The 26026-nt window shown below is 69.1% G+C and carries 25 protein-coding genes; 10 read left to right on the forward strand and 15 right to left on the reverse strand.

Annotation, left to right across the window (positions count from 1 at the left end; all coding sequences use genetic code 11):
• Nucleotides 1-41 precede the first annotated feature (41 nt).
• The 6 genes from CKO31_RS09855 to CKO31_RS09880 all read right to left on the reverse strand — a co-directional run bounded on the left by CKO31_RS09855 (nt 42) and on the right by CKO31_RS09880 (nt 4119).
• Complete coding sequence (locus tag CKO31_RS09855) at nt 42-548, reverse strand: DUF1249 domain-containing protein (protein WP_200236496.1); 507 nt, start codon at nt 546-548, stop codon at nt 42-44.
• Nucleotides 549-622: 74 nt separating this feature from the next.
• Nucleotides 623-994, reverse strand: a complete 372-nt coding sequence (trxA, locus tag CKO31_RS09860; protein WP_200236498.1) for a thioredoxin — start codon at nt 992-994, stop codon at nt 623-625.
• A gap of 115 nt (nt 995-1109) precedes the next feature.
• Nucleotides 1110-2861: a RyR domain-containing protein gene (locus CKO31_RS09865; RefSeq protein ID WP_200236501.1), complete on the reverse strand. Its 1752-nt coding sequence runs from the start codon at nt 2859-2861 to the stop codon at nt 1110-1112.
• A 20-nt stretch (nt 2862-2881) separates the two neighbouring features.
• Nucleotides 2882-3343 (reverse strand): OsmC family protein, encoded by a 462-nt coding sequence (locus tag CKO31_RS09870; RefSeq protein WP_200236504.1) that lies wholly within the window; start codon nt 3341-3343, stop codon nt 2882-2884.
• A gap of 63 nt (nt 3344-3406) precedes the next feature.
• The gene (locus tag CKO31_RS09875; protein WP_200236506.1) at nt 3407-3850 is read right to left on the reverse strand and encodes a gamma-glutamylcyclotransferase family protein; all 444 of its coding nucleotides are present in this window, start codon (nt 3848-3850) and stop codon (nt 3407-3409) included.
• A 35-nt stretch (nt 3851-3885) separates the two neighbouring features.
• Nucleotides 3886-4119, reverse strand: coding sequence for a DJ-1/PfpI family protein (locus tag CKO31_RS09880; RefSeq protein ID WP_242475273.1), 234 nt, complete (start codon nt 4117-4119; stop codon nt 3886-3888).
• A gap of 112 nt (nt 4120-4231) precedes the next feature.
• On the opposite strand from CKO31_RS09880, the gene CKO31_RS09885 reads away from it, so the two are divergent.
• Nucleotides 4232-5347 (forward strand): PA0069 family radical SAM protein, encoded by a 1116-nt coding sequence (locus CKO31_RS09885; protein WP_242475274.1) that lies wholly within the window; start codon nt 4232-4234, stop codon nt 5345-5347.
• A gap of 91 nt (nt 5348-5438) precedes the next feature.
• On the opposite strand, the gene CKO31_RS09890 is transcribed toward CKO31_RS09885, so the two are convergent.
• The 3 genes from CKO31_RS09890 to CKO31_RS09900 form a co-directional block, all read right to left on the reverse strand.
• Complete coding sequence (locus tag CKO31_RS09890) at nt 5439-6653, reverse strand: glycosyltransferase family 4 protein (protein ID WP_200236512.1); 1215 nt, start codon at nt 6651-6653, stop codon at nt 5439-5441.
• 319 nt (nt 6654-6972) lie between these two features.
• Nucleotides 6973-8061 (reverse strand): sulfotransferase, encoded by a 1089-nt coding sequence (locus CKO31_RS09895; RefSeq protein ID WP_200236514.1) that lies wholly within the window; start codon nt 8059-8061, stop codon nt 6973-6975.
• 111 nt (nt 8062-8172) lie between these two features.
• Nucleotides 8173-9126 carry an acetyltransferase gene (locus tag CKO31_RS09900; protein WP_200236517.1) on the reverse strand — a complete coding sequence of 318 codons (954 nt, stop codon included), beginning with the start codon at nt 9124-9126 and terminating at the stop codon, nt 8173-8175.
• A 253-nt stretch (nt 9127-9379) separates the two neighbouring features.
• On the opposite strand from CKO31_RS09900, the gene rlmN reads away from it, so the two are divergent.
• The 7 genes from rlmN to CKO31_RS09935 all read left to right on the forward strand — a co-directional run bounded on the left by rlmN (nt 9380) and on the right by CKO31_RS09935 (nt 17011).
• Nucleotides 9380-10477: a dual-specificity RNA methyltransferase RlmN gene (gene rlmN / locus CKO31_RS09905; protein WP_200236520.1), complete on the forward strand. Its 1098-nt coding sequence runs from the start codon at nt 9380-9382 to the stop codon at nt 10475-10477.
• On the forward strand, nt 10474-11232 hold the full coding sequence (gene pilW, locus CKO31_RS09910; protein ID WP_200236523.1) for a type IV pilus biogenesis/stability protein PilW: 759 nt from the start codon (nt 10474-10476) through the stop codon (nt 11230-11232). Before rlmN ends, pilW begins: the two co-directional genes overlap by 4 nt.
• A 76-nt stretch (nt 11233-11308) precedes the next feature.
• Nucleotides 11309-12574 carry a histidine--tRNA ligase gene (hisS, locus tag CKO31_RS09915; RefSeq protein ID WP_200236526.1) on the forward strand — a complete coding sequence of 422 codons (1266 nt, stop codon included), beginning with the start codon at nt 11309-11311 and terminating at the stop codon, nt 12572-12574.
• A gap of 59 nt (nt 12575-12633) precedes the next feature.
• The gene (locus CKO31_RS09920; protein WP_200236528.1) at nt 12634-13269 is read left to right on the forward strand and encodes a YfgM family protein; all 636 of its coding nucleotides are present in this window, start codon (nt 12634-12636) and stop codon (nt 13267-13269) included.
• Nucleotides 13266-14651: an outer membrane protein assembly factor BamB gene (gene bamB, locus CKO31_RS09925; RefSeq protein ID WP_200236531.1), complete on the forward strand. Its 1386-nt coding sequence runs from the start codon at nt 13266-13268 to the stop codon at nt 14649-14651. Before CKO31_RS09920 ends, bamB begins: the two co-directional genes overlap by 4 nt.
• Before the next feature lie 23 nt (nt 14652-14674).
• Nucleotides 14675-16063, forward strand: a complete 1389-nt coding sequence (der, locus tag CKO31_RS09930; RefSeq protein WP_200236533.1) for a ribosome biogenesis GTPase Der — start codon at nt 14675-14677, stop codon at nt 16061-16063.
• Nucleotides 16064-16279: 216 nt separating this feature from the next.
• On the forward strand, nt 16280-17011 hold the full coding sequence (locus CKO31_RS09935) for a response regulator (protein WP_200236536.1): 732 nt from the start codon (nt 16280-16282) through the stop codon (nt 17009-17011).
• A gap of 513 nt (nt 17012-17524) precedes the next feature.
• Here CKO31_RS09935 and CKO31_RS09940 read toward each other — a convergent pair.
• The 6 genes from CKO31_RS09940 to CKO31_RS09965 form a co-directional block, all read right to left on the reverse strand.
• Nucleotides 17525-18271, reverse strand: coding sequence for a thiopurine S-methyltransferase (locus CKO31_RS09940; protein ID WP_200236539.1), 747 nt, complete (start codon nt 18269-18271; stop codon nt 17525-17527).
• 10 nt (nt 18272-18281) lie between these two features.
• Entirely contained in the window at nt 18282-19052 is a 771-nt protein-coding gene (locus CKO31_RS09945; protein WP_242475275.1) for a class I SAM-dependent methyltransferase, read from the reverse strand.
• Nucleotides 19053-19107: 55 nt separating this feature from the next.
• Nucleotides 19108-19986 (reverse strand): transglycosylase SLT domain-containing protein, encoded by an 879-nt coding sequence (locus CKO31_RS09950; RefSeq protein WP_200236542.1) that lies wholly within the window; start codon nt 19984-19986, stop codon nt 19108-19110.
• Between the two features lie 928 nt (nt 19987-20914).
• Complete coding sequence (locus CKO31_RS09955; protein ID WP_200236544.1) at nt 20915-21571, reverse strand: c-type cytochrome; 657 nt, start codon at nt 21569-21571, stop codon at nt 20915-20917.
• 206 nt (nt 21572-21777) lie between these two features.
• Nucleotides 21778-22419: an SCO family protein gene (locus CKO31_RS09960; protein ID WP_242475276.1), complete on the reverse strand. Its 642-nt coding sequence runs from the start codon at nt 22417-22419 to the stop codon at nt 21778-21780.
• Nucleotides 22420-22467: 48 nt separating this feature from the next.
• Complete coding sequence (locus tag CKO31_RS09965; protein WP_200236550.1) at nt 22468-23007, reverse strand: gamma carbonic anhydrase family protein; 540 nt, start codon at nt 23005-23007, stop codon at nt 22468-22470.
• Nucleotides 23008-23146: 139 nt separating this feature from the next.
• Here CKO31_RS09965 and CKO31_RS09970 point away from each other — a divergent pair, with 139 nt between their 5' ends.
• Together CKO31_RS09970 and CKO31_RS09975 are read left to right on the forward strand one after the other, a co-directional pair.
• Nucleotides 23147-23773 carry a CNP1-like family protein gene (locus CKO31_RS09970; RefSeq protein WP_200236553.1) on the forward strand — a complete coding sequence of 209 codons (627 nt, stop codon included), beginning with the start codon at nt 23147-23149 and terminating at the stop codon, nt 23771-23773.
• Nucleotides 23774-23905: 132 nt separating this feature from the next.
• Nucleotides 23906-25981 (forward strand): M3 family metallopeptidase, encoded by a 2076-nt coding sequence (locus CKO31_RS09975; RefSeq protein ID WP_200236556.1) that lies wholly within the window; start codon nt 23906-23908, stop codon nt 25979-25981.
• Nucleotides 25982-26026 lie beyond the last annotated feature (45 nt).

Raw genomic sequence — 26026 nt, forward strand, 5'->3', positions numbered from 1 at the left:
GGGCTAGGAGGGGCTGGGCGGGGCCGGCAAAGGCCGGAGTCTCAGGCGACCGACGGCGAAGGGGTGGAGCTCGCGTGACTGCGCCGACCGGCGTCGGGGCCGATGCGGTGGCCGTCGCGCAGGCACCAGCCGAGCCACTTGGACAGGAACAAATTGGCCTTCCACTTGGTGCGCAGGGCCGGCGACTCATAATGACTGAAGATGGGCAGCGCCGTCTGGCGCAGGTCCAGCACTTCCACCTGCTCGGCATCGTGGTAGGCCTTCAGCGTCGCATCCGGCTCCGGCAGCCAGTCCGCACGATCGCCGCCGGAAGGAAACACGTGGGTCAGCCGGAAGGTGGTGGTATAGCGGGCCTGCTCGATGACCTCCAGCTGCAGATAGGTATGTCCCGGCCGACCCGAGACCTGCACGCCGGAGAGGCTCGCGAGCCTCGGCACGAGCTGCATCAGGGCGCGATAGTTTTCTTCACACAACGCCATCAACACGCCCACCGTCGGCTGGTCGCCGGTGAGTTCGAGCTTGCTGATGATCGCGGAGGGGGCTTGCATACTGCGGGTGGGTCTTGAGGCTGTCACCGCCGACTGCTGGGAGCAGCCGGCGGACGGTGTTCGGCTTAGGGTGATCAGGCGTTGTCGCCCTGCTGGGCGGCGATGTCGGCGCGCACCTTGTCCATGTCCAGCTCGCCCGCTTTGGTCAGCAGCTCGCGGAAGGACCCTTCCGGCAGTGCGCCGGGCTGGGAGAAGATGATGATCTGATCGCGGAAGATCATCAGGGTCGGAATCGAGCGAATCTGGAAGTGCGCTGCGATCTGCTGCTCGTCTTCGGTGTTCACCTTCGCGAAGACAACGTCCGGATGATCCTCGGAGACCTTTTCGAACACCGGCGCGAAGGTGCGGCAAGGACCGCACCAGGGCGCCCAGAAATCGACAACCACGAAGGCGTTGTCCGCGACTGTGGATTCAAAATTCTCTTGCGTCAGTTCTACAACGGCCATGGCTCAACTCCCCGCGGCTATTTCACATGGCCGGCGAGGATAACAGATCGACCCAGCCCCCGCAGTTTCCCGCCAACAGGGCGCGGGCTTTGCCGGGGCGGGATGGATACTCGTCTCAGTAAGCGAAGTTCCAGCGGGCGTCGCCAGCCGGACTGAGGCGAACCTGCTTGGCGGGCAGGTGGGTGTCCGGCGACGGCGAAGCGGCCTCCTCGCCCAGCGCCAGCAGGATCTCGGCGCGCCGGCCGAGCCAGCCCGCCAAGGCCGCCTGATCACGCAGTTGGATGCGCCGCTCGGCGACGGCCAGCAGCCGCAGCATGCCGAGCCGATGCGCAGTGGACTGGGCCGAGAGCAAGCTCGGCAGCGGGCCCGGCAGCAGCACGAACACCGCCGCGCCGTGGCGGGCGGCGGCCTCCGCCGCCACCAGCCGGGCCGGCAGATCAGTCAAATCCACCGCCAACGTCATCCCCCGATCCGGGTAGCGCGCCGCAAGGCGCCCGAGGACTGCGCGGGTGGTGCGGCGCGAGGGCCCCTGCTGTGCGGGCACGCCGTCATTGCGCACACCGACGATGAGCCGGCGCACCACCCCGAGCCCGGAGCGCGCGAGCAGCGCCGGCACCAGACGCACTGCGAAGCGGTCGAGGTCCTGCATCGCGTCGCTGAGCTCGCTGTAGGGGATCAGCTGGGGATGGCGCTTGCGGGCGTTGTCGCGCTCGGGGCCGTAGGTCCAGCCATCGAGCCAGCGCTCCACGGCCCAGCGGCGATGCTCGATAATCGCCAGGCGCTCGACTTCGGGGGGCGCGAAGGCGAAGGACTCGACCAGCTCTTCCGGCACGGCGCGGCAGTCTGTGACGGCCAGCTTCGCCCAGAGGTGGTCCGCCTGATGACGGTTCGCATCCTTGTAAGACGTAGCCAGCTGTGCCCAGGGACGCCCCGAGGGCGCAGCGGCCGGGTCTCGGCCTTGCGCCGCGGAGGTATCGCGATAGTGCTCGTGGATGACCTCCGCCAGGGCATCGTCGCGCCCCTCCAACAGCACCTCCCGGGAGTAAGCGATGCGCAGCGGCTGCAACGGCACCAGCTGCCCGTCCCAGTCGGCGAGCCGACCCTTGGGCCAGGCGTCCTCCGTGGCCAGAGCCACCAGCGGTGACGCCCCTTGCTCGGCAGCCTGCGAGCCGAGCGCGCGGGCAAGGGACAGTCCCGCATCGGCGCCCGCATCGCAGATGGCGATCATGGTCACCGGCGGCGCGCCGTGACAATCCGGCGTCGGCAGGGCCGTGTAGCGCAGCCGCGCGCAGGCGGACGCCTGCGGGTGGTGTGCAGCAATCCAATCCCGCCAGCGCTCGGGCGTCTCGGCGGCGAGGGTCACCAGCGGCGGCTCGTCCGCGTATTGGCCGACGCGCAACGCGTGCAGCAAGCTCGCCTGCGCGAACGGCCCGAAGCCGGCGACCAACAAATGGGCGACCTGCCCCGCCGGCGGATCCATACTGCGATGCAGCGGCCAGCGCGCGAACATCACACGGGCTGCTGTGCGCAGCGGGTCCATCCATTCCAGCCGCAGGACGCCGGGGGGCAGCTCGGTGCCGGTAGCAAAGTCCGCCACATCATCCGGCTCGCCGGCGGCGGCACCCGGCTCGCGCAACACCACCACCCGCAGCGGCCGCCGGCGTGTGGCCAGTGCGGATCGCAGCCCGGCCAGGCGCTGCGGCAGGTCTGGACCCGCCGCCAGCAACAACAAGCCGGCCCGCTTGGGGATGCGCCCGCGCCGCCGACGCACGCGCACGCCCTGGTCGCTCAGCACCGCGCGGGCCTGGGCCAGCGACGGTGCGTCGCCGTCCCACAGCACCAGCGGCGCGGTGCGCCAGGGCAGCATGGCGGGGCGGCGGCGGTCGCTCAGTCCGAGGTGTGCAGCACTTGCCCCGCCTCGTCCTCAACGGACACGGCGATGGGAATACCCTCGCGAATGCTCGCGGAGACCACGCAGAAGTCCTCGAACAAGCGCTTACAGCGGTCGAGCCGCTTGCTCCCCGCGAGCTCCTCGTCGATGACGAGCTTCACGTCCAGACCGCCAATGCGCAGGCGCTTCTGCTCGTTGCGCACCAGGGTGCAGGTGGCCTCGGCGCGCAGGCTGTTGTCCCGAGGGTCATCTTTGCTGAGACAGTACAACAGGCTCGCCGAAAGACAATTGGCCGCGGCTGCGGCCAGCAGCCGCGAGGCGTTGGGTCCATTGGTCTCGCCCAGCGGCGGCGGCTCGTCGGTCAGCAGGTCGGCCGCGCGCTTCCAATCGAAGCGGACGTTGAGCTGGTAGCCCTCCTGCTGCTCTAGGTGGATGGTGAAGCGGCCTTCTTCTGACATGGCTCTCGGGTCGATCTCCCAGTGGGTTTCGCGGCGGGGTGTCTGGGCGGCTGGCGGCTCGACTCAGTCCGCCGCACCGCCCGCGGCGCGGCGGCGGTGGCTCGGGTTTTTCGGATCGCGGCGGCGCCGGGCCGCGGCACCACGGGGGCCACCACTGCGGCTGTACTGCCGCCAATCACCTTGTGCGAGCCGGACACGGTCGCGGCGCGGGCCGCGGTAGAGGTAGACCCAGGCGCTGCCGTGTGCTGTGGCGATGACGCGGCGGTCGTAGAGTCTGGGATAGTCTTCGAGCTGATCCAGCCGGCGCAAGCCCGCGGCATCGACGCCGTAGACCTCGCCGAAGACGGCCGTATCGCCGCCGGCGACCAGCCCCGGGTAAGCGCCCAGCACCAGCAGCGTGAAGCGCGGCTCGGTGCGGTGGCTGCCCAGGAAGCGTGCCTCGCGCAGCAGATGGTGGTTCACCTCGCCGCGCAGCAGCGTGCCATAGACGAAGACCCGATGCTCCATGTCGCCTCCGATCGGGGCCGCTGCAACGGGGCGCGTCAGGGCTCGACGCGGCTACCCAGCACAGCGAGGAACTGCCGCATCCACTCTGGGTGTGCGGGCCAGGCGGGCGCCGTCACCAAGGTGCCGTGGGTATGGGCGTTGTCGAAGGTGGTGGCGACGGCGTGCCAGCTGCCGCCGGCCATTTCGATATCGGGCTGCAGCGCCGGATAAGCCGTGCAGGTCGCGCCCTCCAGCACCCCCGCGGCCACCAGGATCTGCTTGGCTGCCATCGTCTGCACCTCCAAACTCATGCGTATTCGGAATGCCGCCACCCGGCTTCCGCGGTCGCTCGGCTGGGCCACCGCAGGCGCCGGGGACTATACCACCGAGACAGCGCCCCGGATGCCCATGTCTGACCAGATCCCCGAGCAACCCGCGCCCCGCCCGCCGCCGGCATCGCTGCGCGGGCGCGGCACCAACATGAACCCGGATAGCCGCTACGACGCCCACAGTCGTCATGCGGTGGACGACGGCTGGTGGCAGTCGGAGCCCGACACAGACCCCCGCACCGAGCTCGGCATCGACGCCAGCCGCAGCATCATCAGCCACAACGACTCACCAGACATCCCCTTCGACCGCAGCGTCAACCCCTACCGCGGCTGTGAGCACGGCTGCGTCTACTGCTACGCAAGGCCCACCCACGCCTGGCTCGGCCTCTCGCCCGGGCTGGACTTCGAGCGGCGGCTGTTCCACAAGCCCGATGCCGCAGCCCAGCTGCGCCGCGCCCTGGCCAAGCCGGACTACCGGCCGGCGACCCTGGTGCTGGGGGCCAACACGGACCCCTATCAGCCCATCGAGCGCCGCTTGGGCAGTACGCGCGCCATTCTGGAGGTCCTGCTGGAGGCCCGCCACCCCGTGGCCATCACCACCAAATCCGCGCTGGTGCTGCGGGACTTACCGCTGTTGCGGGAGCTGGCCGCGGCCGATCTGGTGGCCGTGCAGATGTCCATCACCACGCTAGACGCCGAGCTGGCGCGCCGACTGGAGCCGCGCGCGGCGAGCCCGCAAAGGCGCCTGCGGGCGGTCGAGGACTTGGCCAACGCCGGCATACCGACCGGCGTGCTGGTCTCGCCGCTGATACCCGGGCTCACCGACCAAGACATGGAGGCCATCGTCGCGGCCGCCGCCGCGGCCGGCGCGGTGCGCGCTGGCGCCCTGCTCGTGCGTTTGCCTTTGGAGCTCAAAGACCTCTTCAGCGACTGGCTGCGGACCCATTACCCGCAGCGCGCCGACAAGGTGCTGTCATTGATCCGTCAATGCCGCGACGGCCCCCTCAACGCCGCCGCCTTCGGCGAGCGCATGACCGGCACCGGGCCGGTGGCGGCGCTGCTGCAGCAGCGCTTTGGCCTGGCCCTGCGCCGGCACGCCCTGGCGCGGCAGGACAGCGGCTGGCAACTGTCGGCGAAGGCCTTCCGGGCGCCGGCCGTGGACCCCCGCCAGCTGTCGTTGTGGGACTGAGCCCTATGGCGGCGGCGCGTGCGCAACGACGCCTGCCAATCGACTTCAGGGGGTTCGAGGTCGTTGCTAACCTGTGGGCAGCGGCCTGGTGTCAGCGCCCCGCCACCCGCTCGCAGAGCTCCTGAAAGAGCCGCGCCCGCGCCGCGGAGCTGGATTCACGCGCGACCTGCAGTCCGCGCTCGCCCATGGCGTCGCGGCGCTCGTCGTCCAGCAGCAGCTGCGAAATGGCCCCGGCGACGGCGGCCACGTCCTCGCCGTCGACATTGAGTCCCGTCTCGCCGTGGCGCACGGCCTCGACCACGCCACCGGCGCGCCCGGCCACCACCGCCTTGCCGCAGGCATTCGCCTCCAGAAAGACCAGCCCGAAGCCCTCGGTGTCGTGGTTGGCGAGCTCGCGGTTGGGCATGACGAAGAGGTCGCAGAGCTGGTAGTGGGCCACGAGCTCGTCATGGGGCACGCGCCCGGCGAAGATAACCTGATCCGCGACACCCTGCGCCACCGCCAGCGCCTCCAGCTCAGCGCGGTAGTCACCCGTGCCCACCACGAGATAACGCGTCTGCGGGCAGCGCGCGAGGATCTCCGGCAATGCGCGAATGGTGGTATCGATGCCCTTGCGCTCCACCAGCCGGCCGACGGTGAGCAGCACGCGCTTGCCGGCCAGCCCATAGCGCTCCAGCAGCGTCACTGGCTTCGGCCCGGGCTGGAAGCGCTCCGCGTCGACGCCGTTGACGATGAGCTCGATCCGCTCCGGCGCGACGCCCATTTTATCGATGAGCGCACGGCGGGTGAACTCGCTCACCGCCACCACGGCATCTGCCTTGTGCAGATATTGCCGCCGGCGGCGGCCGAAGAGTCGGTAGGGCACATCCGTGGTGATCTCCTCGCCATGGATGTAATTGATGTAAGGGATGCCGAGCATGCGCCTCAGCAGCAGGCCGAGCCAGGAGCCGGAGCTCAGCTCGCAGACACAAACGACGTCAATCCCCTCGCGCCGGATCATGCCGATGGCCTTGCGCAGCACCTTGAGCTTGAGCGGCAGGTCCACGGACAGTTGCAGCCAGGCCGAGTGCAGCAGCGAGCCCGGACTCGCCGCGGGCGGGCGCAGCAGCTCGATGCGCTCGATGGGGAAATCCACCCGCGCATCGTACTCGCGCCAGCCGGCCACCTCCTCGCCGCTCAAATAGTGGCGCCAGGGCGCGAGCACATGCATGGTGCCGCGCGGTGCGAATTGGCACAGGCTCTCGTACACCACCGCGGAGCCGCCGTTGATGGGCGGGAAGATATTCGCAACCAGCAGGCATTTCATCGAGCACCGGGCTCCGCGTCGGCGCGCAGCGAGCGAATGTCACCGCGATGGGTAAGTCGGGGCCGGGTCTTCACCATGGGCGATTCGAGCAAGGATCTTGACGGCATTCTGACCTTGCTCCCGCGCCGAGTCTACCGCCAGCGCCCGAGCCGACTCGGCCCCTGGCCTCAGTCGCTGGCGTCGGCCCCTGGCATCGGCACCTGGCATCGGCCCAAGTCGCGCCCACGCTAGTGACCCCCACGCTGGTGCCCCCGCCACGGTGACCCGCCCGCCAGTAACCGGACGCGACCCGCACAGCCAAGCCGCACCAACCGTCCCGTCACGCGTCCAGGAAGCGCGCCAGCTCGTGCTCGCAAGCAGCCTCGATGTCCTCGAACCAGGCCGCGCTGGCGTAGCTCGGCCAGCGCTCGGGCGCCAGGGGCTTCAGAAGCGGCGCGTACGCATCCGTGCTGACCTGACCGCCGTTGATCCCAAAGCGCTCGAACACCGGACGCAAGGTCCCCGCACAATCGCGCACCAGATCCTCGTAGGCGATGCTCACATCGGCGTATTGCTGCCCAAAGAGATAGGACAAGCGCCAGAGCAGGTAATGCACGGCATAAGCGTGATCGTGTTGTCCGGGGTCCAAGCAGGGGAACACTCGGCGCAGGTCGCGCGCCCAGGCCAGGGTGTAGAAGTAGTCCTCGGTCTCGTCCGGGCACAGCCGGCGCTGTGGTGGGGCTCCGGAAGAGCTCCGCTGCACCGACAGCCACTGCTCACGCGGATTCCGGTACAGCAGCAGCACATCGGCGTGCGGGAAGACGCGGCGCAGCCACGGCAGCCGAAAATCGAGCCGATTGCATTGCAGCACCGGCCGCTCGGGTGCGCGCGCGACGAGCTCCGCCAGGTAGCGGGCCAGGCGCCGGTCACAACTGCGCGCGTCCATATAGAGCTCGCGAAAGGTCCAGGCCGGATCGAACCATTGCGCGAGGTCCGCCATCCCCGCGTACTCGGCCCCATAGCGCTCGGCGTTGAGGTGCGTCGGGTCCGTTCGCTCGGCATCCGCACCCCCGCGGAACCACTGGCGCTCGTTGAGCGGCTCGTAGAAGGCCGTCACGCCCGGCGTGTGGCGGAAGATGTTCCACAACAGAGTCGAGCCGGAACGGAAGCGAGCCGTGACGAACAGAGCGCGGGCGCCGTCATCGCGCCTGGGTGTCGGCGCCTGCTCGCTTTCAGTCACCGCCGGCGCAGTGCCGTAGCGCGCCGGCGGCGGGCCATAGGTGATGCCGCGCACCCGTGCTGCCTGCTGACCGCTCACGAGCTCCCGATTCGCCTCTCGCCAGGTCAGATTGAAGCGGTAAGAGCGCGCCAAGGCATCGAGCAGCCGCGCCGATAAACGCCTGAGCAGGTTGCTGTGGCTCGTGCTCATCGGGCCTGCACCGCGCAAGCGCTCGGGCGGCTGGCGCCCGGGCGCAAAAGCCACCGCCTCGCGCGCCGGCGCGCGGCCGGGCTGCGGATGCGCGCCGCGGCCAAAGCGGTCTCAGAAGCCGGCGACGAAGGCGGCGATGAATTCGTCCAGGGCCGCCTCCGGCAGGTGGTTGATGCCGGCGGCAGCCTTGCGACCACCGCCCGTCTCGAACTGCCGGCACAGGGCATCGGCCCCGTCGCGCGTGCTCAGCGGGGCGCGCACGCTGACCAAGTAGCCGCCCTCGGCGCGGCCGGTGAGCATGGCATGCGCACGCTCGGGCTCGGCCTGCGCCAAGGCATTGGCATAGACGCCGCTGACCCGACGCGCCCAGGGCGTCGCCGGCAGGATAACGTAGGTATGCCGCGGGCCGGGGTGCACCAGCTCGGCGGCTTCGGCGCGGGCCATGTCGTCGCGGTAGCCGTCGCGGAGCCGGGCGAAGGCCGGATCCTCGCGGGCGAACGCCAGGGGATCCGCATAGGGTGCCAGGGCGCGGAACAGGTCGGCAGGCGGAAAGTGCAGGTCTTCCACCGTCGCGCCATAGCCGTTGTAGTTGATGAGGATGCCGAGCTCGCGCAGCAGCGCCAAGTCGCTCGCGGCCAGACCCAGCGGCTCGGCGGCACGGGCGGCGGCCTCGTCGAAATTGTCGCCATAGGTGCCGACCACGGCCCAAGACCGCTGGGCACCCCCCAGATAGTCGTCCACCAGCAAGCTGGTCCCCTTGTCGGGCAAGGTTTCGATATGGACCTCGAGCGCGGGATGGACGGGGACCTCTCCGGCGTAGTGATGATCGAAATAGCGCACGGAGACACCCTGCTCCAGCAGCCGCAGGCATCCGTCGCGGTTCTTGTCGAAAGAGATGTCCAGCACGGTTACCCGGTCGCCGCCCGCGGCGCAGACGCGCTGCACCAGGTCGATGTCGCGCTTGACGCCGGTCACCAGCGCGGTCTCGCGTGGCTCGCTCAGGCGCAGCTGCTGCAGTGCACAAATGCCGTCTGCATCGCCGTTGAAGACGTCATGGTGGGTCATTGCGATCTCTCCGCGGGAGCAGTGCCGATGCGCCGGGCAGATTAACCGCGGCGGGGTGAAAACGCGAGCGTCGGCGATTGCCTGCTACTGGCGTGACGGCCGCTGCGCTCGCCGCGACAAGCTGCACTGGTTGGACGGCCCAAGGCCCCACGGCCTATACTCTAGGGTTTGCGTAAGCGCGCGAATCGCCGCAGCAAATGCCGTGCGCCCGGCAGCGCGCCCGCCCCGATTTCCCGCACACGATCTCTACACCATGACCAATCCCGAGCCAGCCGCGCCCGCCGCCGGCCGCCATGATCTGCTGAGTCTCGACCAGCACGGCTGCGCGGCGCTGGCACAGGCGTTCGGCTGCAAGCCCTTCCACGGCCGCAACCTCTTCAAGTGGATGCACAAGCACGGCGTCGACGACTTCGACGCCATGACCGACCTGCCCAAGGCGTTCCGGGCCCGACTCACGGCCGAGGCCGAAGTCGCGCGCCTGCCAGTGAGCACGGAGCAGCCCTCGGCGGATGGCACCATCAAATGGCTGCTGGAGCTTCGGGATGGGCAGCGCGTGGAGACGGTGTTCATCCCCGAGGAGCGGCGCAGCACCCTGTGCGTGTCGTCCCAGGTGGGCTGCGCGCTGGACTGCGCCTTCTGCGCCACCGCCCGCCAGGGCTTCAACCGCAACCTGAGCGCCGGCGAGATCGTCGCCCAGGTGCGCCATGCCGTGCAGCGCATCGGCAGGCCGCCGACCAATATTGTGCTTATGGGCATGGGCGAGCCGCTGGCCAACTTCGAGGCCGTGGTCAGCGCGACGAGCGTCATGCGCGACGACCTCGCCTACATGCTCTCCAAGTACCGGGTGACCCTGTCCACGTCGGGCATCGTGCCAAGTATCTACCGCCTGGCGGAGGTGAGCGACATCGCCCTGGCGGTGTCCCTGCACGCCCCGGACAACGCCCTGCGCGACGAGCTGGTGCCCATCAACCGCAAGTACCCGCTGGAGGAGCTGATTCCGGCCTGCCGCGCCTACCTGCGCGGTGATCCGCGCCGGCGCATCACCTGGGAGTACGTGATGCTCGACGGCGTCAACGACAGCATGGCCCATGCCAAGGCCCTGATCCGGCTGCTGGAGGGGACGGCGTCCAAGGTCAATCTGATCCCATTCAACCCTTTCGCGGGCAGCGGCTTCGACACCAGCCCGCCCGAGCGCGTCGACGCCTTTCGCCAGCGTCTGCTGCGCGCCGGACTGGTGGCGACCACGCGCAAGACCCGGGGCGACGAGATCGCTGCCGCCTGCGGCCAGCTGGTGGGCCGAGTGCAGGACCGCCGCCGGCGGCCCATCGCAGCCGTCCCGGCACACCCATGACCCCAGGCGCACGCGCTTACTGGCTGCTGATCTGCCTGATCCTGCTCACCGCCTGCGGCGGCGGACAGGCCAAGCGGGAATCCACCGCCCTGGGTCTGGATCAAGAGAGCAGCCCCGGCGACCTCTACGTCAACATGGCGGCGGCCTACTTCGAGCGCGGCCAGCTCAATGCGGCTCTGGAGCATGGCTTGCGGGCACTCAAAGAAGACAAGCGCAATGCCGACGCACATTATGTGCTCGCCATCATCTACCGGCGCCTCGGTAAGTCATCGGAAGCCGATGCGCACTTCGCCGACGCCCTGCGACTGGAGCCGAGAAACCCCGAGTTCCTCAATGCCCACGGCACCATGCTGTGCGTGGAGCGTGACTACGAGGAGGCCCTGGCGCTGTTTCGCCAGGCAGCGGCGAACCCGCTGTATCAGACGCCCGAAGTGGCCTTGATGAACGCCTCGGACTGCTCGCGCCGGGCGGGCAGTCTACGCGATGCCGAGCGCTTTCTGCGCGAAGCGCTCTCGCGTAACGCCAGCTATCCACCGGCGCTGCTCGCCATGGCGCAGCTCGCCTACGAGCGCGGCGAGCACCAGAGCGCCCGGGACTATATGACCCGCTACGGGCGCGTGGGCCGCCCCACCCCGGCTGCGCTGCTGTTGGCCTATCGCATCGAGGCCAAGCTCGGCAATCGCGAGTCGGCCACGACCCTGGCGGATGCGCTGCGGCGCCGGTATCCGGACGCGCCCGAAGTCATGGAGCTCTGAGCAGGACCTCGACCCGAGCCGCCAGCGCGACAGCGCCCCCCACCCCGCAACACCCATCACCGAGCCCGAGTCACCAATGCCCGAGCGATTGCAAGCCATCCGCGGCATGCACGACGTCCTGCCCGAGCAGGCCCCCATCTGGCAGCACCTGGAAGACCATGCCCGCGCCGTCATCGAAGGCTACGGCTACCGCGAGATGCGCACGCCGCTGCTCGAGCCCGTGGAGCTGTTCAAGCGCTCCATCGGCGAGGTGACGGACATCGTCGAGAAGGAGATGTACGCCTTCGAGGACCGCGGCGGCGACCGCCTCGCGCTGCGCCCGGAGGGCACCGCCAGCTGCGTGCGCGCCGCCATCGAGCACGGCTTGCTGGACCAGCCCCAGCGCATCTGGTACCGCGGCCCCATGTTCCGGCGCGAGCGCCCGCAGCGGGGCCGCTACCGCCAGTTCCACCAGATCGGTGTGGAGGTATTCGGCCTCGCCGGGCCCGACATCGACCTGGAGGTCATCGCCATGACCGGGCGGCTGTGGCGGGCGCTGGGACTGGCGGACCTGCGCCTGGAAGTGAACAGCCTGGGCGACGCCGACGAGCGCGCCCGCTACCGCGGGGACCTGGTGGCGCACCTGCGCGCCCACGAGCCGGCCCTGGACGACGACAGCCGCCGGCGCCTGTCGACCAATCCGCTGCGCGTGCTCGACAGCAAGAACCCGGACCTGGCGCCGGTCATCGCCGCTGCGCCCAGCCTGCTCGACTACCTCGGCGAGGCGAGCCGCGCCCATTTCGACGCCCTGTGCGCCGGCCTGGACGCCGCCGGCATCGGCTACAGTATCAATCCGCGCCTGGTGCGCGGGCTGGACTATTACAATCGCACCGTCTTCGAGTGGATCACCGACGCGCTCGGGGCCCAGGGTACCGTCTGCGCCGGCGGGCGCTACGATGGCCTGGTGGCGCAGCTCGGCGGGCGGGACACACCGGCGGTGGGCTTCGCGCTGGGCACCGAGCGGCTGCTCGATCTCATCGACACCAGCGCCATCGCCACGGGTCCGGACGCCTATCTGGTGGCCCTCGGCGACGCCGCGGCGGCCGCCGCCCCCGCCCTCGCCGAGCGCCTGCGCGATGCCGTGCCCGGGCTCAAGCTGCTCATGCATTGCGGGGGCGGCAGCTTCAAGAGCCAGTTCAAAAAGGCGGACCGCAGCGGCGCCCGGCTGGCGCTGATCCTCGGCGACGAGGAAGCCGCCGCCGGCACGGTCTCCTGTAAGCCCCTGCGCGGCGGCGGCGAGCAGCGCACCCTGGGCTTCGATGAAGCCGTGGCCCTGTTGCGCGAGGCCCGCGCGGCACGCTGACGCCCGCCCGCGCCCAGGCTGGATCAGAACACGAGCAAAGCAACAACGACGGAGTAGTCATGGCAGAGCTGGACACAGACGAAGAAAAGGTCGAAGCCATCAAGCGCTGGTGGAAGGCCAACGGCGTCGCCGTCATCGGCGGCGTCGTCATCGGCCTCGGCGCCGTCATCGGCTGGCGCACCTGGGTCGAGTACCGCACCAGCCTCGCCGAGCGCGGCAGCATCGCCTACGAGCAGCTGCTGATGACCGCCGAGGCCGGCGACGCCGCCTCGGCACAAAAGCAGGTGGAAGCTATCGTCGACGACTACGGCTCCACGCCCTATGCGATGTTCGCGGAGCTCACGCGCGCCCGCCTGGCACTGAGCGCCGACGACCCCGCCGGCGCCGAGGCCGCCCTGCGCGCGGCCATCGACCGCGCGCCGGACCCGGCGCTGGCCACCCTGGCCGCCTTGCGCCTGGCCCGGGTGCAGCTGGACCGCGGCGAGCTCGCCGCCGCCGCCGACACCATCGATCGCTATGGCGACGACGCCGCCTTCACCGCCGACTTCGCAGCGCTGCGCGGCGACATCGCCGCCGCCGAGGGGCGGATCGAGGACGCCCGCGCCGCCTACCAGCGTGCGCTCGACGGCGGCGTTGCCAACGCCCGGCTCATCGAGCTCAAGCTCCAGGATCTGACGGCGGACAAGACGTCATGAGCCATCGCCGACCAACCCCGATGACCCGCTTCGGGTCGCGGGCTGCTTGGATCTGCATCGCGGCGCTCGCGCTGCTGCTCGGCGGCTGCGCGCAGCTGCCGTTTCTCGGGGGCGAGCGCGATCCGACGCCGCCCACCCCGCTGGACAAGAAAATGACCCAGCGCGCGACCCCGCAGGTGCTGTGGAAGACGCGCATCGGCAAGGGTACGGACGAGCGCCAGCTGCGCCTGCAGCCCGCCTTCGACGCTGGCCGGCTCTATGCCGCCGACGCCCGCGGCGTGGTCGCCGCCCTCTCGCCGGGCGACGGGCGCATCATCTGGGAGCGCAAGACCGACTTCCCGTTCAGCGGCGGTCCGGACGTGCAGGGGGAGACCCTGGTGCTCGGCTCCACGGACGGGGACCTGGTGGCACTGTCCACGCGCAACGGCGCCCAGCAGTGGCGCGCCCAACTGGATAGTGAAGTCGTCTCCCTGCCGCGCATCATCGGCGACTTGGTGCTGGTGCACACCGTCGACGACACCCTCTACGCCTTCGACCGCGCCGCCGGCAACGAGCGCTGGCGCTACAGCTTTCCGGCACCGGTGCTGACCCTGCACGGCACCAGCTCGCCGGTGCCCACCGCCGAAGGGGCCATCATCGGCGTCTCCGGCGGTCGCCTGGTCCACGTGGAGCTGGAGCGCGGCCTGCCCTTGTGGGAAGCCATCATCACCCCGCCCCGCGGGCGCAGCGAGCTGGATCGCATCGCCGACGTGGACGTGGACCCGGTGGTGGTCGGCGACACCGCCTATGTCGCCACCTACAACGGTGACCTGGCCGCGGTGGACATCCCCACCGGCGATGTCCTCTGGCGCCGGGAGCTCTCCGCCCACGCCGGGCTGACCGCCGACGAGACGGCCCTCTATATCACCGACTCCGACGATAACCTGTGGGCGGCCAGCCGCACCAACGGTGCCGGCCTCTGGCGCCAGGAAGGCCTGCGCTATCGCCGCGTCACCGCTCCCGCGCTGCTCGGCAACTACTTGGCTGTGGCGGACCTGGACGGCTACGTCCACCTGCTCTCGCGCCGCGACGGCGCTCTGCTCGGCTTCGAGCGCGTCAGCAAGGCCCGCATCGGCCATCGGCCGGTGGTCGCCGGCGGCGTCGCCTTCGTCTATGCCAACGACGGCACCGTCGCGGCGCTGCGGCCCAGCACCCGGGCGGCCGCCGGCGGAGCAGCGGCGGTCGCGACGCCGGAGCTGGGCCGGGACGAGCAGCCGGAGCTGCCGCCCGGCGTGGCCCCGGAGACGGCAGCTCCGCCGCCGACGCAGCCCGCGGGCGCGCCGGCACCGCCGCCCGCCGAGGGCAGCCCGCCGATACCGCCTGCGGGCGGCACAACCCCCTGAGCCGGCCAAGGGACGCAACATCGATGCTGCCGGTCATCGCCTTGGTCGGGCGGCCGAACGTCGGCAAGTCGACGCTCTTCAACCGCCTGACCCGAACCCGAGATGCCTTGGTGGCGGACTTCCCGGGCCTGACCCGAGATCGCCAATACGGCATCGGCAAGCTGGGCCCGCAGCGCTATGTCGTCGTCGACACCGGCGGCATCAGCGGCGGCGACGGCGTCGCAGCGCTGATGGAGCGCCAGGTGCAGCAGGCCATCGACGAGGCCGATCACCTGTTGTTTCTGCTCGATGCCCGCGACGGCGTCACCGCAGGCGACCTCGACATCGCCGCCAGCCTGCGCCGCACCGGCAAGCTGCTGACGCCGGTGGTGAACAAGATCGACCACTTGGCCGAAGCGCTGGCGGCGGCCGAGTTCCACAGTCTCGGGCTCGGCGACCCCTGGCTCATCGCGGCCACCGAGGGCCGCGGCGTCGCCGCGCTGATGGAGCACGTCTGCACCCTTCTGCCGGAGGCCGCGGAGGCGGCGGCCGAGGACCAGGCACGCGTGCGCATCGCCGTGGTGGGACGACCGAACGCCGGCAAATCCACACTGATCAACCGAATCCTGGGCGAGGAGCGGGTGGTGGCCTATGACAGCCCCGGCACCACCCGCGATAGTGTCTCCATTCCCTTCGATGTTGGCGAGCACCGCTATACCCTCATCGACACCGCCGGGGTGCGGCGCCGGGCCAAGGTCGCCGACGCCGTGGAGAAATTCAGCATCATCAAGACGCTGCAAGCCATCGAGGCCTGCCACGTGGCGCTCTTGGTGCTGGATGCTCGCCTTGGCATCGGCGAGCAGGATGCCACCCTGGCCGGGCATATCGTCGAAGCCGGGCGTGCCCTGGTGGTGGCGGTGAACAAATGGGACGGGCTCGACGCCGAGCAGCGCCAGCGCGTCAAAAACGACTACCAACGCCGTCTCGGCTTTCTCGACTTCGCCGCGGTGCACCGCATCTCCGCGCTGCACGGCAGCGGCGTGGGGCTGCTGCTGGAGACCGCCGACGCTGCCTACGCCAATGCGACGCGGGAACTGCCGACGCCGGTGCTCACCCGGCTGCTGGAGGACGCGGTGCAGGCACACCAGCCGCCGCTGGTGCGCGGACGGCGGATCAAGCTCCGCTATGCCCACCAGGGCGGCCGCAACCCGCCCATCATCGTCATCCACGGCAACCAGACCGAGGCCCTGCCCGCCGCCTATCGCCGCTACCTGGTGAACCGCTTCCGCAGCGCGCTGGACCTGGCCGGCACGCCGCTGCGCCTGGAGCTGCGCTCCGGGGAGAACCCCTATGCCGGGCGCCGTAATCGGCTCACCCCCCGCCAAGCCCGCAAGCGCCAACGCCTGAAGGACTTCGTGCGCCGCAAGCGCTGAGCACCACGTCCGCGCAGGCGCCGCCGACCGGGAGCAAGCCCCCCGGGGGCCAGTTCCGACATCAGCGACCTTCCTAGGCTGGCGAACAACAGGTTTTTAGCTCCAACTAGCAGCCCGGGCCCTGTCGGCGCCCGCGCTGAGGCGACATACTCAGCCTAGGCGCATGGGTGCCCGCACAACGGCTTGCGCGGCGACCGAGAGTGAGGTGAACACCCGATGTACAGGCTGCTGATCGTCGACCGGCGACCTCTCTTCGCCGACGGTATCCGCCGCATTGCCGATGATGCCGGGCTTGCGGTGACGGAGATCGTTCGCGCCGGCCCCGCAGACTTCGCCCAGGCGCTGGCCGACACCTCCTTCGACGCCGCCGTGGTGAGCATCGCCGCACCCAATGCCCTCGGCATCGAGCCGTTGCACCGGCTCACGCGCCTGCCGGGCGCACCGCCGGTGCTCGTGGTGTCCAGCCCCTGTGAGAGCGTCCACGGGGTGCGCTTTCTGCGTCTTGGCGCACGCAGCATCATCAGTGCGCAGGCATCTCCACAGGAGATCGCAGCCGCCTTGGCACGGACCCTGGCCGGCCGGCGCCATGTGAGTGCGGCACTGGCCGATCATTTGGTCGCCCATTTCGTGGCGCATGTCGTCGCCGATAGGGAGCAGAAAGAGATTGGTCTGCGCGACGCCGTCGCCTCCGACGCGCAGCTTCGCATGATTCAGCTGCTCGCCCTAGGCAAGCCCATCGATGTCATCTGCAACCTCCTGCGCATCACCGCCGAGGACGCCCGAGCGCAACGCCGGGAGATACTGCGCCGCACCGGCCTCGCCGACGAGCAAGAGCTGAAGCGCTGCGCCTTCGAGCAGCAGCTGGTCCCGGACCGCCGCGCGATGGGCGTCGACGGCAGCCTCGACAACCGCGCAGGGCGCCCCTCGCACGGACTGCCGACGCGCTAGGGACAGGCCGGTTGCTTGGCGTCGCTCGCGCAGCGACACCCCCCGGATACAGCCGTCAATCCGTAGACACGTGATCCACCGATACACCGAGCCGCCCGTAAAGCGTCGGCCCGCTTGCGCTCTGCGCTGGCTCTTCAGCTGCGCTTTGCCGCACCGGCATCTCTCCGGCGCATCCGCCAAGCGCGCCCAGCGCCGCAAGCGCCAGGAGCCCGGCGAGGAAGCGCACCGGCAGGGCGCCACCGTGGGGAGAGGGGCTGGTGGGAGAGGGGCTGTGGGGAAAGGAGCTGGGGGTAAACGGGCTGGGCGCTTTGGTTTGCATAGGCATACACCGATTGCGTTGAACAAGCATGCCGGCCCAGTCCGTCCCGGAGCGGGCGCAGCGAACGCGCCCTTCCCATGGACGCCTGTGCCACCGAGCCCTACCGGGTCCGACATGGCAGCATTACACCCAGTCTGACAGGGAAGCACCGCTCAAACCGGTGCTTCGCTCGCTCCACAGGCGTCAGGGCCTCGTCAGCGGCGATCGGCGAGCGCCCCTGCAATATCCCGCAGCTCCAGGCGATACACGTGCTCGGTGAGCTGATCGAGACCGCGCTCGCGAAAGCGTGGATTTTCCGCCAATGCGTCGAAGGACGCCAAGGGCTCGATAGCGAAGGCTTCTGCAAACAACGCGCGCACCTCCGCGTCGCCCACTGCGAAAGGCGGCCCCTGCATTTGCGACTGGTCATAGTCGAGGGAGACCAACAGGGACTCGGCGGGCTCCTGGTGGGAGCCTGCTGCACACAAGAGCTTGCTCAGGTGTGCCGCATAGGCCGGGCGCGACTGCGGCGGCAATGCAATCAGGGCGGCACGGTCGTAGACGGCATGAATCGCGCCGCCATCACCGCCGCCCCTGCTGTCGAGACTCGCCTGCGCCAGCTGCGGCGTCAGGTCGAAGAAATCTCCCACCAGGAGCACCAGCTCGTCCACCGCGAAGCGCAGGAAGGGCGCGGGGCTCAGATCCGTCACTTGCGGCGTCAGGCCGTTGTCGCGGAAAAAGGCCTCGGCGGCGATCGGGCTCAGCTCGACACCGAGCACGCGGTGGCCCTGACCGGCGAGCCACAGCATATCCAGAGCCTTGCCGCACAGAGGCACCAGCACCCGAGCCTCGGCGCCGATGTGGAGCTTGGACCAATGCTCGGTGAGATGACGGTTGAGCTCTTCGCTGTGCCAGCCGATTTCCCCGCGCTGCCAGCGCTGATGCCAGAACTCGGGTGTCATGGCCGCCTCCCTAGTCGCCGAGCTTGCGGAAGCGCAGGAAATAGTTGGTGCGCAGTTGCAGCGGCTCGTCCAGATACTCGAAGCCCGCGCCCTGCACTTCCTGGACCACCTGCTCGCGCCCCGCCCGCACATGGCCCATGACCCAAGGGCTGCTGAAACCGGGCTGACGTCGGAAATCCAGGATAGCCAACACACCGCCCGGCTTGAGCGCCGCGTGAATGGAATTGAGCATGCTGCGTGGAAACGCGAAATGGTGATAGGTGTCCGCCAGAAACACCAAATCGACGCTGCCGGGTGGCAGCTCCGTGCTGCGCTCGGTGTTGACGATGCCGACGATGTTGCCCGCATGGTAGTCGCGGGCGCGCTTCTCGATGGAGGCGACGAAGCTCGGCGAGATGTCCACCGCATAAACGACGCCGGACTCGCCCACGGCCCGGGCGAAGAGCATAGTGTAGAGGCCGGTCCCGGCGCCCACGTCCGCCACATGCATACCGGGGCGCAGATCCAGTGCGGCCACCACTTGAAAGCGGCGGTCGAAGACCTCCCGGCCGCTGCTCTCGAAGATGCTTCGCCAGTGCTGCACGTCGGCATCGAGGTAGTGCGCATTCATGCTCTCGGGCACGGCGCGCTGCTCGGGCGGTGCCGGCGCATCCGTCACTGCCCACAGCGCCGGGGCGCCGAGCGCGCCCGCCAGCAGCAGGGCCCACCAGCAGCGACAGCGCGATCGCCACAGCCCCATCCATTTCGGGCCCATCAATGTCGGGCTATTGAGGAAAGACATAGGCTTAAAGCTCGGCGGCGTCACGTGCGCCGCCGTTGATGTGCCAGACAGCGGATCAGTTCAAGCGCTCGATGATACGCCGCACATAATCCTGCGTCTCGGCATAGGGCGGGATGCCGCCGTATCGCTCCACGGCCCCTTCGCCGGCGTTGTAGGCGGCGAGCACCAATTTCAGGTCGCCATCGAAGTAACGGGTCAGCCAGCGTAGGTAGGCCATGCCACCGCGGATGTTCTGCTCCGGGTCCCACACGTCGCGCACGCCGAAACGCTCCGCCGTCTCCGGAATCAACTGCATCAACCCCTGCGCATTCTTGGGCGAGCGGGCTCGGGGATTGAAGTCGGATTCCACCTCGATCACCGCCAGCACCAGATTCGGGCTCAGCCGGTAGTCCGGCGCCAGACGCCGTACCAGGGTCGCCACGCGCCCTTGAGCCGGATGCTCGCGGGTGATCGCGACCTCGCGGGTACCGCCACCGCCCGCCCCGGCCTGCATCGGTCTCACAACGGCACCCTCGCCATTGGCGCGCCCGCCGTCGGAGAGCAGACAGACCGCGTCCTGGTGCGGCTCGCCGGTGTAGCCAAGCCGCGCCAGCATCCGCTCGGCGTGGGCATCATTCTGCTGCGCCGCGCGATGGAACCAGGCCGCGGCCAAGGCGTCATCGCGCTCGCCGGCGCGACCCACCGCATAGATCCAGCCGAGATGATAGTGCGCGGCGGCGTCGCCCCGAGCCGCTGCCTTGCAGTAGAGTCGGATGGCGTGATCGATGTCGCGCGCCACACCCTCGCCATGCTCGAACCGCCGCCCCCACCGCGAGAGCTCGCGTGCACTGTTACCCTTGATGACACTCTCGAACGAGCCTGCGCCGGCAGGCACCGTCACGGCAGCGACGGCCAATGTGACGAGCCCGGTTGCCAAAAAGTAGCGCAGTGGCATGCCTTGTCCTGTGGGTGGCTGCGTCGGCGAGCAGTTCTGGCGCGCGCTCGCCCGATGCGCACGCGCAGGACGCACGCCCCGGGCACTGGTGCCTGCCGGCCGTCAAGTGTAACGCCAGTAACGCCCTTGTGAGATGCAGATAATACCCCGGACCACTTCCCTACACACGGGCCGGCTGGTGCTTGCGCCTGCTGATCCGCTGCAAGCCGTCGATCAGGCGACCATCATCGCCGCCCTGCACCGGCTCGATTTACTCGGGGCTCAGCGCGGCGATGCGGCGGCCAGCGCTTTCGCCGCCGGCCCAGCGCTGGGCGCGCTCATCGGCTTTACCGGCTGTGCGGTGCAGTTTGATGGCGAGGGGCCAGCAGCCGCTGTTGGGCCGTGGCTTCGGATACCGCCCTCGAGCGAAGCGCCGCGCCTGCTCTGGGGCCGCAACACACGCCCGCCGCGCTGCCCCGCCTGTAGCGCACCGCTGCGGAGTTGGCGCGCGCGGCTGCCGGTGGCTGCCGCGGGGGATGTTGCGCCAGCATCCTGTGACCCTGCATCCTGTAACGCAGTCCAGCCGTTGCGCTGCGACGCCTGTGAGACAACCTCCCCCGCCCTGCGTTGGCGCTGGGGCCGCCACGGCGGAGCCGCTCGGAGCCTCGTTCTGATCGAGGAGGTTTTTCCGGGCGAAGGCACGCCCCTGCCCGCCCTGGTCAAGGCGCTGGATGCCCTGGGAGCGGGCCCCTGGGTCTTCTTCTACATCCAGGATTGACTGCTGAGCCCGGCCGCCGCGCGAGCATGGCGACGGCGAGCGCGGCGCGGCAGCTGACCAGCGACAATCTCGGCGCCAGGGAAACGCCACTGAATCGGTGTTTCCCTAACCGCTGCCTACGGAGAGCCCGCGCCGAGCCGCACGAGCGCGGCTCGGCGCGCAACAGCGGCGTCAGCGGCTCAAGCCCTCGATGTACGCGGCGACGGCCTCGATCTCCTCGTCGGTCATCTTGCCGGCGACGCCCCGCATCATTTGGTTGGGGTCGTTCGCGCGCTCATGGGAGCGAAAGTGCTGAAGGGTTTGCGCGACGTACTCGGAGTGCTGCCCTGCGATACGCGGGAACTTGGCAAGGTTACTGCCCAGACCGGCCGGACCATGGCAGCCGGTGCAGGCGGGGACGCCGGACTCGGGGTTGCCGGCGCGGTAGATCGACTCGCCCTTCTTGACCAGTGCGGCTTCGGCAGTACCCCCCGATTGCTCCAAGGTCGCATAGTAGGCAGCCAGATTCTTCACGTCGTCCTCGGTCAGCGGCATCGCCATCGGTGACATCTGCACGTTGTAGCGCTCATTGTTCTTGAAATTCATGAGCTGCTTGTAGATGTACTGCGGATGCTGGCCGGCGAGCTTGGGCCAAACGGGCTGGCCCGGAATGCCGTTGCCATCCATGCCATGGCACGCCTGGCAGACCTGGTTCGCTTTCTCCTTACCCTTCTCCGGATCACCGTCGAGGCCGAAACTTTTCCCCGATTCCGCCGCGGGCGACGCGAGCGCGGTCCCGGCGGCGAGCAATGCAGCGGCGGCGAGTGTTGAGCTCAGCGAAATCTTCATGGCACCTTCCAAGTCGATGGTCGTTGAATGTTCTTTGCCCTGCGGTCGGCTGTGCGCCGCAACGGACCCATCAGCTAAGCCTTTCATGTATATCAGCACATAGCGATATGGGTCAATGGCATGGGCCACCCAGAGGCTGCGGATATGGACGAGCGCACCCTGCGAAAGTTCCTGATCGCAAGCGCTCGCAGCACGTCGCGTCTGCGTCAGGACGACACCCGCAGCAGCTCGCGCAGCTGTGCGACGATCGCCTCCGCCGGCGTCGCATGGGGGAGCGTGTCCACCAAGCTCCCGCCCTGATCGATCACATAGGTAAACGCCGAGTGGTCCACCAGGTAGCCCATGGCGGAGTCGGAGGCCGCCGTGCGACGGTATGCGGCACCATAACGTGCCGCGGCGTCCGCCACAGCCGCCGGCGAGCCGGTAATGCCGAGAATCCCCGGATCGAAGTAGGCGGCATACTCGGCGAGGCGCTCCAAATCATCGCGCGCGGGGTCGACGCTGACAAACAATACCTGGACCTGCTGGCGCTCGGCCGGGGTGAGCTGCTTCAGGGCATAGCCGATGATGGCGAGATTCGTCGGGCAAATGTCCGGGCAGGCGGTGTAGCCGAAGTACAGCAGCACGACTTTCTCGCGGAAGTCGGACAGCGCCACGGGCCCGTCCACGGATTGCAGCCTGAAGTCGCCGCCGGCAGGCGCAGCGGCGAGCTCGAGCTGGCGGTGCGCGCCGTCGCCTGGGTGCCCTGGCTGCCAGGCCCACAACAGCCAGACCAGCACGCCGGCCAGCACCACCACCACCAGCCCCGGCAGCAGCAGTGCCCATCGCGCCCCTAAAAAGTTAACCAAGCGCATCCGCATCCGGGCAACGGTCGGTTGGCCGTGGCTCGCGGCGCATCACCCGGCGGTGGCGCGGTGGCGCACCGCCAGCTCCATGTAGTGCACCGCTGCATAGTCTAGATACTCCAGCTCCAGGTCGGTCAGGGCCCGCGCGCGCTTGGCCGGCGCTCCCACATAGAGCCACCCGCCGTCGAGCTTCTTGCCGGGCGGCACCAGGGCACCGGCGGCCAACATCACCCGCGGGCGCAGGACAGCGCGGTCCAGCACTCGCGCACCAATGCCCACCAGACAGTGGTCATGAATCTCGCAGCCATGCAGCATGGCCTGATGACCGACGGTGACGCGCTCGTGCACGATGGTCGGCGCGCCCCCCGGCAGGAAGCGGCTGTCATGGGAAACGTGCAGGACGCTGCCATCTTGGATGTTGCTGCCCGCGCCGATGTGAATACGGTGAATGTCGCCGCGTACCACTGCCATGGGCCAAATCGACGCCTGGGCACCCACCTCCACGTCACCGAGGACCACGGCGGTCTCGTCCACATAGGCGTCTGGTGCAATGCGCGGCTCCAATCCCTGGTAGCTGCGGACGTTGTTCATCTGGCCCCCCACCACGTGCGGCATCATGCAAACACCAAATGCTAACACGCAGACGTGCGCGCCAGCGCAGCATCAAGTCTGCCAGCAGCCCTTTGCTATCATCCGGGCCCGAACCCCACACCTGCTTCGGCCTACCGCAATGCGCTCCAAACCCCTGCGGTCCACCGACCGCGTCTTCGATGGCCTCCGGGTCGCCCTGCTGCTTGCGGCAGCGAGCCTGCTAGCCGCCTGCCAAGGCGGGCTCGGGGGCTACAGCGACACCCCCTTCAAGCCCGACCCGGAGCCCCCGACGCCGAGCAGCGTCACGCCCGGGCAGAAGTGGAGCGAAGACGACTACAGTCTTCCCGCCTGGCCGCGTGAAAGCGACCTGGTCGAAGTCAAGCTCGACGGCCCGGACCAGCCGCTCACCCATGCCATCGACACCCGCAGCTTGCGCACCGGCAGCGACGGCGTGGTGCGCTACACGGTAGTCACCGAGTCCCCCGGCGGCGCACGCAATGTCAGCTTCGAAGGGCTGCGCTGCACGCCGCAGGGCCAGTGGACGACCTATGCCTACGGCGCCGACGGCCGCTTCACACCCGCGGGCGAGCAGCGCGCCTGGGTCCGCGTCAACAAAACCGGCACGGACCAGCTGCACTACGAGCTGTGGCGCCACTACCTGTGCACTCCCCTCGCCTTCGAGCCGAGGCCGAAGCGGGATCAGGTGCGCACCCTTGAAAGCGGCCGTGTGCCGCGCGTCGAGAACGCCGGCTTCATGCCTGACTGAGCGCCTGCCGAGGGCTGCCGTCGCGGCGCTGGCACCTGCCATTGAAACCCAGCCACAGGGACCGAGTTTTCGAGGCAGAGCCGGCCGCGTGCAACGGCACCCATATCACGAGCCCAACGGAAACCGCCAGCAATGACCAACCCGCTCCTCGAAGACCGCATCCTCCCCGATTTCCAGCGCATCCAGCCCGAGCACATCGAGCCCGCCATCGACCGGCTACTCGCCGACGGCCGCGCACTGGTGGCCGAGCTGGGCGCAGCCGCGGATACCGCCACCTGGGAGAGCTTCGTCGAGCGCATCGAGCTCGAAGACGACCGCCTGTCGCGGGCCTGGTCGCCGGTGAGCCACCTGAGCTCGGTGATGAGCTCCGATGAGCTGCGCGCCGCCTATAACGACTGCCTGCCGAAGCTCTCGGACTACGCAAGCGAGGTCGGCCAGAACACGGATCTCTACCGCGGCTACCAACGCGTCGCCGAGCAGCCGGGCCTGAGCGATGCCCAGCGCAAGATGCTCGCCGACATCCTGCGCGACCTGCACCTAGCCGGCGTCGACCTCCCGGAGGAGAAAAAGGCCCGCTTTCGCGAAATCAGCCAGCGCCTGAGCCAGCTTACCAATCAGTTTGCCGAGAATGTGCTGGACGCCACCAACGGCTGGCACAAGCAAATCACCGACGAGGCCGCCCTCGCCGGCGTGCCGGCGGCGGGCAAGGCACTCGCCAGGCACGAAGCCGAGTCCCGCAGCCTGGACGGCTGGGTGCTGACCTTGGATTTCCCTTCTTTCGAGCCCGTCATGAAGCATGCGCAGGACCGCGGCCTGCGCCGCGAAGTCTACGAGGCCTTCAGCACCCGCGCCTCAGACCAGGGCCCGCAGGCCGGCCAGTGGGACAACACGCCCGTCATGGAAGAGATTCTGGCATTGCGCCACGAACAGGCGCAGCTCCTGGGCTTCGACAGCTATGCCGAGCTGTCGCTGGCACCGAAGATGGCCCGCGACACCGACGAGGTCATGGGCTTCCTGAACGACCTGGCAGCCCACGCCCTGCCCCAGGCCCGCGCCGAGCTCCAGGAGCTGCGGGACTTCGCCCGCGACACCGACGGTTTGGAAGACCTCGCCCCCTGGGACCTGATGTACTACGGTGAGAAGCTTCGCGTTGCACGCTTCGACATCAGCGACGAAGCGCTCAAGCCCTACTTCCCGCTGGAAGGCGTCATCAGCGGCATGTTCCGTGTCGCCGAGAAGCTCTTCGACGTACGCATCGAGCAGGCCGAGGCAGGCGCTACCTGGCACCCGGATGTGCGCCGCTATGTCATCCAAGACACAGACGGCACCCCCGGCGCCGAGTGCTACCTGGATCCCTTCGCGCGCCAGAAGAAGCAGGGCGGCGCCTGGATGAACGGCGCCGTGAGCCGGATGATCATGGGTGGGCGCACGCAGCTGCCGGTGGCCTATTTGGTGTGCAACTTCACGCCCCCGGTGGCGGGTCATCCGACTCTGCTGAGCCACCGCGAGGTGGAGACCCTCTTCCACGAGCTCGGCCACGGGCTGCATCACATGCTCACGCGGGTGGACTACCCGCCCGTGGCCGGCATCCACGGCGTCCCCTGGGACGCCGTAGAGCTGCCGAGCCAATTCCTCGAGAACTGGTGCTGGGAGCGGGAGTCCCTGGACCTCTTCGCCCGCCACCACGAAACCGGCGAGCCCATCCCCGACGGCCTCTTCCAGCGCATGCTGGACGCCAAGCATTTCCAGTCAGCCATGCAGATGGTCCGCCAGCTGGAGCTCTCGCTGTTCGACTTCCGCCTGCACCTGGAGTACGACCCGAGCCGGGGCGCGCGCATCTACGAGGTCCTGGACGAAGTCCGCGACCAAGTGGCCGTGCTCAAGCCGCCGGCCTGGAACCGCTTCGCCCATGGCTTCTCGCACATCTTCGCCGGCGGCTATGCGGCGGGCTACTTCAGCTACAAGTGGGCCGAGGTGCTCTCGGCGGACGCCTTCTCGCTGTTCGAAGAGCGCGGGGTCTTCGACCCGGACACCGGCCGCGCCTTTCGCGAGCTCATCCTCGAGCGCGGCGGCTCTGCCGATGCCATGGACCTCTTCACCGCCTTCCGGGGCCGCGAGCCCAAGGTCGACGCCCTGCTGCGGCACAGCGGCATCGGCACCGCCGTGCAGCCGGCGGACGGCGATACGGATATGCAGCGCGTCGCCTAGGCGCTATACTGTCGGGCTTCGTTCCAAGCCGTGCCAGCTGCGGAT

The sequence above is a fragment of the Thiohalocapsa halophila genome (assembly GCF_016583825.1).
Lineage (GTDB): Bacteria > Pseudomonadota > Gammaproteobacteria > Chromatiales > Chromatiaceae > Thiohalocapsa > Thiohalocapsa halophila.